Raw genomic sequence first — 6774 nt, 5'->3', positions numbered from 1 at the left:
TGCCTGTTCCAAAGTTCCAGAATTGCTTTAGCTTTCCCATCATTCTTTTGGTTTGTCGCCTTCCCAGGGGTTGAACTTGAAAGGCCAGTACTTTTTTAGTGTGGATTCGGGCCGTTTTGCAAAGCCTTTGAACAAACTCTTTATGCCAATCACAATATAGACCCCGCCGATGCCGACTACTACCGCCACGCCCAGCGACGCCCAAACGCTTACTTTCCGCTCCTCGAAGGCGTAGCCCGACGCCAGTATGGCTATCATCATCGATCCGAGTACCGCAACGACATTATAGGCTGCGCTGCGCTTCCCCGGCTCTTCGTCACCGTTGCCGATCACCCGCCCCAGCAAAGCTGCCATTAACGCAAAGGGCAACGCCTTAACCACGAACGGCAATTGGCTGAGTATATCGAAGAACTCCGCTACGGACGTACTACTTTCCATTTTTACATTCCGGTTAATCGAGGTGGTTAGTTGTCTCACCGGCAACCCGGTGATTATCAGACACTAGACTTAACCTCTCCCCGGTCAGGCCGGGCGGGTTAGGCCAGCGGCCTGCACTCTCACGCTGTTACTTGTCGAAATCGGCGGGCCTGATTACGGCATTAGCCGCCTGCTGCGCTCCGTAGCCGTTCAGATGAACACCATCGTTGAAAAACCAGCCGGACCGCTGCACGTTGTTATTCTTCGCCGTTTCTGCCGCCTGACCAATATCCAGCACGTGGCTGATGCCGCCGGGCTTCGAGCGGATCCAGTCATTGAGAATGCCCCGCGCCAGCACCTGAATCGACAGCATCCCTTTGACGGGCGTAATCGTTGGTACCCAGAACTCTTTGCCCGATGCCCGGATGCGCTCCCAGATTGGCGTCAGTAAGGCTTTGGCGGCATCGGCGGAACTGACTTTTGCCGCTACCAGATCATTACTACCTACGGCGCAGATTATCACATCCGCTTCGCTGGAAAGGACGTGTTTGAGGGCAATTTGCCCGCTGGAATTTAGAAAGTGCGAGGCCCGGTAGCTTCCCAGGGCATAGACACTGTGGGCAATTCCGGCCGCGTTCAGGCCCCGGCGAATCCAGCCGATGCCGTCAGCAATCTGCTGGGAGTCGCCCAGAATAATCACCGATTTCTTTTTCACCGCACCAACCGGCGTTCCGACCGCCAGCACCGGGCCGTAGCCTTTTACGGCGGGGCTGGTGGCGGCAAAGACGCCAATCGGCCAGCGCGATGCAGTCACCGTAACGTAAAGTTGGTACGTGACGCCGGGCAGATAGCTGCCGTGGGAGGGGTCATTGCGAAGGGTCGCACCCGGAGCGACGGTACCGACCAGCCTGCCCGAAAAGGCTAAGGTGGTTGTGTCGACGCGGGCGGAAATTGACAAAGCAGTGGTACCAGCCGCTTCGCCCGGTCCGCCGTTTTGCCCCATCGCCCAGTTGGGAAAATCAAACTGCAACTGGGTAACGGGAGTTGTCACCGTAAAATCCCAGCGGTAGGTCTGGCTGGTGCCGGTCGTGAAACTGGTCGGCGCGCTAAAACGGCCCGATGCCATTACTTTTGTTTTGGGCAGTACCGGCGGGGTTGTGTCCGTCAAAGCGGCCCGCAGTTCGGCGGTGGTGGCACTGTCCAGCACGACGGTCAGGTTATGCAGCGTGACGGTTTTAGGCTGCGCCAGTGCGCAGTACGGAATGAGCAGGAGAAAGAGTAGCTTTTTCATTAGTTTGCGTTAAAAGTGTCTACAGTGCCATTGGTTCCGGTTGCCTTAAAGGTTCCCGACGATAAGTGTGCGGAGCTGGTGCCGACCACCAGCGTGACCAGCCCGGTTCTGAATGCGTTTACATCATCCCGAAACTGATACATGGGCGCCAGATTCAAAATACCATCGTTGGCTGTGCTGCCACCGGTCGGCACCATAATGGTAATCGGCACATTAAGGGTTGCGTAAAAATCGGCGTACCGCGCCGGGTTGTGGGGGCGAACGTCCAGCTCCGGAACCGTCGACGCCCGCTTACGAAAACCGCCCGCGCCATACGTACCAGCAGTCCATTGCGAGTTTCTGGCCCGTTGAACCCAGTTGAATTCGTAGCCGATTGAATTGGTCAGTGGTTCGCGCAAAACCGACACCGGATCAGCGGTCGCCAACGTGACGGGCGAATCGAGGAAAATGCTGGTCGACGCCCCGCTGGTGTGGGTGACTTGCCGGGCCTGCCCTGCGTATTTGAAATACACCCAGTCGCCGGCAAAAACCTTTGTCGTAGCGGTCAGTACCACCGTCGAGCTATTGCTTACGGCCCCGTTTACGGTCGTTTGGGTGGCGAGTCTGACACCCAATTCGGGCAGTGCCCCAGGACTGGAAACCTGCCGCCAGTTGGTGCCGCCATCACTCTGCGGATCGGCGGTATTTGATGCCACCAGCGAAATATACCACGATGAATAAGCCAGGTCAAGCGACGTTTTCAAACCAGAATTGGCCTGAATGGAGCCGGTGCCGGTTTCCTCAAAATTCACCGCCGGGCACGAAAGCCAGATAGCCCCGATGCGTTCGGGATTCCGGCGCGTGTAATTCAGCGCCCAGCCGCCCCCCATACTGGTGCCGAATAAGTATTCCTTACCCAGATTTTTGACATTCGCCTGGAGTTTCTCAAAGACGTCCGACGCTTTGCCAACCGCTTCCGGATTGCCCCAGTTCTCAGTCTCGGCAAGCGTGTTGGTGGACATGCCGCCCGTTGTCGCAATCAGCGCATAGCCCGATAATAGCAGTTGGCGGGCCGTCTCGCCCGCGTCCAGTACCGAAGTCGAAAGGATGGTATTATAAAACCCGCCCTTATGGTGAAAGTATTGAACCACTTTTAGGGTCGTGGAGGGACTTGAACGCTCCGGAACAATAATCATGGATTCGTGGTCGGGGTCGAGTGTCGAGCCGTTTCCGATGGCTCCCACGGCATTCACGATCATGGTCCGGGTGAGCAGTTGCCCGGTCGGGTCACCGTCCCATCCGTTTTGGTTGTGTAAAAACCCAACAATTCGGGAAGAGGTGGTATTTGTCTTGAAATAAGCGTACCACTGCCGGTTTTTCGTGAGCCTGGCCCACTCGAAAACCGGCACCCTGAGCGGGTTGGACGTAGTGGTTAAACTCGTTGGCGTACCCAACACCTGCACGCTGGAGGTTACGCCCCCGTTTGCGGTGGCAATGCTCACCGAAATATTGACCGTGCCCGACAACGCCCCCGTTACGGTGGCTCCGGAAGGCTGGGTTACCAGCAGGTTACTACCCGATTTTGCCAGCGTGACCATGTAGCCATTCGATGCTTCACCGATGCCGACTGTAATGGCTGGGCTGCCTGACTCGTTCATATCAAAACTGATTCGCCAGTCCGTGCGGGTCGTGGAACGTCCGTTGACTTCCTGCGGTAGTTTCAGATAACCGTCTGCATTCGAGCCGCCGGTACCCGACACCAACCCCGTGCCGCTGGTGTGAATTGTGAGTTGAGGGCTGGAAAGTGACCCGCCGATATTGTCAAATTTGGTAGCGGTCCGAAATGCCGAAATCAGAATGCCATAGCTTTTTTTAAGGGTGGCCGCGCTGCCGCTTCCGGCATCGCCCGGATCGCCTTTATCACCCTTTGGGCCTTGTTCGCCGGTAGCACCTGTTGCGCCGGTGGCCCCAGCCGGTCCCTGAGCACCCGTAGCGCCAGCCGGTCCCTGCGGGCCAGTGTCTCCGGTATCGCCCTTGTCACCTTTGGGGCCAGTCGCACCAGTCGCCCCTGCTGCACCAGCCGAACCCGTTGGCCCCTGCGGCCCAATATCGCCCGGATCACCCTTCGGACCCGTAGCGCCAGTGGCCCCGGTCGCCCCGGTATTACCTGCCGGGCCTTGTGATCCGGTGTCACCCGGATCACCTTTTGGACCTGTCGCCCCGGTGGCTCCCGTCGCTCCAGTAGCCCCTTGTGGACCCGTATCGCCGGGGTCGCCTTTTGGTCCGGTTGCGCCGGTGGCTCCTGTAGCCCCCGTTGCGCCGGGCGAACCGGCTGGACCCTGATCACCGGTATCACCTTTGGGGCCTGTTGCACCCGTTGAACCAGCCGGGCCGGTGTTGCCTGTATCGCCCTTTGGCCCATCGGCACCGGCTTCGCCTTTGAGTGACGCCAGCCACTGCGTCAGCGTTCCCGAATATCCCTGCTCAACGGCCAGTTGATACGCCGATTTGCCATCCTCGCCGGGCGTACCGGACCCGCTGCCGTCGCCGGGGTCACCCTTTGGTCCTTGTGGCCCGACTTCACCTTGATCTCCTTTGTCGCCCTTTGGCCCCTGAGCCCCTTGGGGTCCCGCGTTACCAGTATCGCCTTTGGGTCCCGCAGCACCCTGGGCTCCTGTATTTCCCGTGTCGCCTTTAGGCCCCGTATTGCCTGTATCACCCTTTGCGCCGGTAGCGCCAGTGGAGCCTTGAGGGCCAACCAAAGACGCTAGCCATTGCGTGAGAGTGCCAGAAAATCCATTTTCAACGGCCAGTTCATAAGCTGATTTACCATCTTCTCCATCGCCCGACCCATTGCCCGGATTGGCTGAAATGATTAATTTTCCAGTCGAATCACTGTATGAAAGGGTGATGTTGTCACCCTCTTCGAGCATCCCGGCGACCGTGTCCTGCACAAACTCGGCACTCCCGCCACCTGAATCGCCCGAGCCGCTGCCCGCAACCACGCTCAGCTGAATGGTTACACCTTCGCCTACTGTGATCTGCATGGTTGTTTCCGTACTACTGCTGATCAGGTCGGCGCTGGTGTTAAAGCGCATCCAGCCCGCCCCGTAGGTGTTGCCGCCGTACTTGACCGTTAGCCACACCCCGCCTGACTTGCTGATGGCTTTCGTCTGCTCGGCGCTGAACACGATCTTGATGCCGCCCGAGAAAGGCGTTACAGTCGGCCGCTGCGGCTGTGGCACTTCATCCAGCCGGGAAGAATGGCGGTAAGCCACCGCCGTAATGGGCTGTAGCGTGTGCCCCTCGGGCAAATCCTGGGGATTCTTTACGGTGATCGTGTACTCGTTGCCCGCGTAGCCGATCAGTGATATGTCGTCCGGTAGTAGCTGCGTGTTCATTCTTCCCGGAATTGTTTGCGTCCGAATAATTTCACCCCAACGTACATGAACTTATTGGCGGTTTCGCCTTCGGGATTGTACTTCATCAGCAGATGCCGAAACTCCTTGTCCGCCCGCTGCTTCTCTTTCCAATCCCTGCCGTCTTTGCGCGTATCGTAGAGGTAATCATGCACCAGACTGGCGATGCAGACCGATATGCCGAAGGGTGGCAGGATGTTCCACAGGATGCGCGGAACACTGGCGAAATTGGTGGTATAGCCCGCCGGAATATCCAGCAGCGAGCCATCGGACAGCTCCACCTGTAAGGACGAGACTAACTCCCAAAGACTGGTCCGCTTTCGGTTGCCGATGTACTTCACCACGATCTCGGGAGGCTGTATGGTTTCGGTTGCTGTTTTCATTAGTACACTTCAATGTTTACCAGTTTCGGAGTAATCGTCGTACCGGTCAGTGCAGCCCCGTATTGCAGGGTTACCGCGAACGTTTGATCGGTGGTGGTGTCCACTGTCCAGTCCGCGTAATTGAGGCCGTTGCCGGATAAATTGAGGGGCAGTATGCCGGTATCCTGTACGATATGAGCCTGCACGACCTGGGTGGTGACTGAGGTGTTCATAATTTCGCCTTCGAGCCGAAATGCCTTGTTGGCTCCGATGTTACCCAGAATCGCCCCACTGGAAACCACCGTTAGCGTAGAGCCTCCGAACTTCACCCGAACAGTCAACCCCGGCGCAACCACCCCCGAAGTGATGGCAAAGAGCACCTGAAACTTGAGCCGCTTGTTGCTGCTCATGGAGCTACCCTGAATCATCTGGGAGCAGACCGTCGTTTCGGCGGTCGTGTTTGTCATGCTCGAACCGGCCTGCCAGTCCAGCGCGTAGCCACGGCCGATCTCGCGCCGGGTCTGGGCGTTCAAGAGAGCAGGGATCAAAAGGAGAAATAGAATCAGGGTTTTCATGTCAGTTGATGGTTACAGAGCCGCGTACGCCAATAATGGTCCATTCATTGGCCGCCACCTTTTCGACGGCGATCGTGTCAAACTGCCCGCCCGACTGCACGTAGCCGGACGTTCCGGTCGTGGTGTTGGTCGAGCCGTGAACAATGGTGCCCGCTTCGGGCTGGGCCAGCCGCCAGCCGCCAGCCCCCAGACCCCGCACATAAACCTGATCGCCGACATTGCTGCTGGCGTTAGTCGGCAGCGTGACGGTTACCCGGCTGCCGTTGTTGGTGATGTATTTGGTGCCGGATACCGCCGTTGCGGAAGTAGCCGTTACCGTGACCGGTGCAGTGGGCGTTGTGGCGGTTTTGACAAAGGCGGTCGTAGCGATCTGCCCTGTGTTGGTGCCAGCCGCAGCAGTCGGAGCGGTTGGCGTTCCGGTCAGCGATGGGCTGGCTTTAGGGGCGACGAGGCTTTCAGGCTTCGTTTCGGGCGTCGTGTTGCCGCTGTCGTCCACACCGTACCCAATGGTCACATCAGGCCCGATGCGGCTGTAGCCCTCGAAATAACCCCCTTCAACCGTAGTATTATAGGTATCCAACTGCATATAGAAAGCCAGTTGGGTGTTGTTGCTCGTGTAGAAGTTGGGATGCCGGAACCGGGCTCTGCCGATGCGGGCCGCTACGACTGATCCGCCCCCGGTTGCACCCCGGCGCAGGGTGATGCCGATAAAGTCAGCCTGCTTGTTGGCG

6 protein-coding genes are annotated in these 6774 nt (G+C 58.1%); all 6 read right to left on the bottom strand.

The features are described 5' to 3' along the window. Positions 1-39: 39 nt before the first annotated feature. The gene (locus ACYVHX_RS06830; protein ID WP_460670884.1) at positions 40-438 is read right to left on the bottom strand and encodes a hypothetical protein; all 399 of its coding nucleotides are present in this window, start codon (positions 436-438) and stop codon (positions 40-42) included. Between the two features lie 127 nt (positions 439-565). After that, the gene (locus ACYVHX_RS06825) at positions 566-1708 is read right to left on the bottom strand and encodes an SGNH/GDSL hydrolase family protein (RefSeq protein WP_460670883.1); all 1143 of its coding nucleotides are present in this window, start codon (positions 1706-1708) and stop codon (positions 566-568) included. Next, positions 1708-5088 (bottom strand): serine aminopeptidase domain-containing protein, encoded by a 3381-nt coding sequence (locus ACYVHX_RS06820; protein WP_460670882.1) that lies wholly within the window; start codon positions 5086-5088, stop codon positions 1708-1710. Before ACYVHX_RS06820 ends, ACYVHX_RS06825 begins: the two co-directional genes overlap by 1 nt. Then, complete coding sequence (locus tag ACYVHX_RS06815; protein WP_460670881.1) at positions 5085-5489, bottom strand: DUF1353 domain-containing protein; 405 nt, start codon at positions 5487-5489, stop codon at positions 5085-5087. The genes ACYVHX_RS06820 and ACYVHX_RS06815 overlap by 4 nt, the downstream gene beginning before the upstream one ends. Further along, complete coding sequence (locus ACYVHX_RS06810; protein WP_460670880.1) at positions 5489-6043, bottom strand: hypothetical protein; 555 nt, start codon at positions 6041-6043, stop codon at positions 5489-5491. The genes ACYVHX_RS06815 and ACYVHX_RS06810 overlap by 1 nt, the downstream gene beginning before the upstream one ends. Before the next feature lies 1 nt (position 6044). Further along, positions 6045-6774, bottom strand: a 730-nt coding sequence (locus ACYVHX_RS06805; RefSeq protein ID WP_460670879.1) for a hypothetical protein, incomplete at its 5' end; no start/stop codon positions are given.

The organism is Larkinella ripae (assembly GCF_054780775.1).
The sequence above is the reverse complement of the archived record's forward strand: the minus strand, read 5'-3'. Positions and strand labels throughout refer to the sequence as shown.

Bases quoted from the DNA above. Each gene is read 5' to 3' on its own strand.
- ACYVHX_RS06830 (WP_460670884.1), bottom strand. From the start codon at position 438: ATGGAAAGTAGTACGTCCGTAGCGGAGTTCTTCGATATACTCAGCCAA.
- ACYVHX_RS06825 (WP_460670883.1), bottom strand. From the start codon at position 1,708: ATGAAAAAGCTACTCTTTCTCCTGCTCATTCCGTACTGCGCACTGGCG.
- ACYVHX_RS06810 (WP_460670880.1), bottom strand. From the start codon at position 6,043: ATGAAAACCCTGATTCTATTTCTCCTTTTGATCCCTGCTCTCTTGAAC.
- ACYVHX_RS06815 (WP_460670881.1), bottom strand. From the start codon at position 5,489: ATGAAAACAGCAACCGAAACCATACAGCCTCCCGAGATCGTGGTGAAG.
- ACYVHX_RS06820 (WP_460670882.1), bottom strand. From the start codon at position 5,088: ATGAACACGCAGCTACTACCGGACGACATATCACTGATCGGCTACGCG.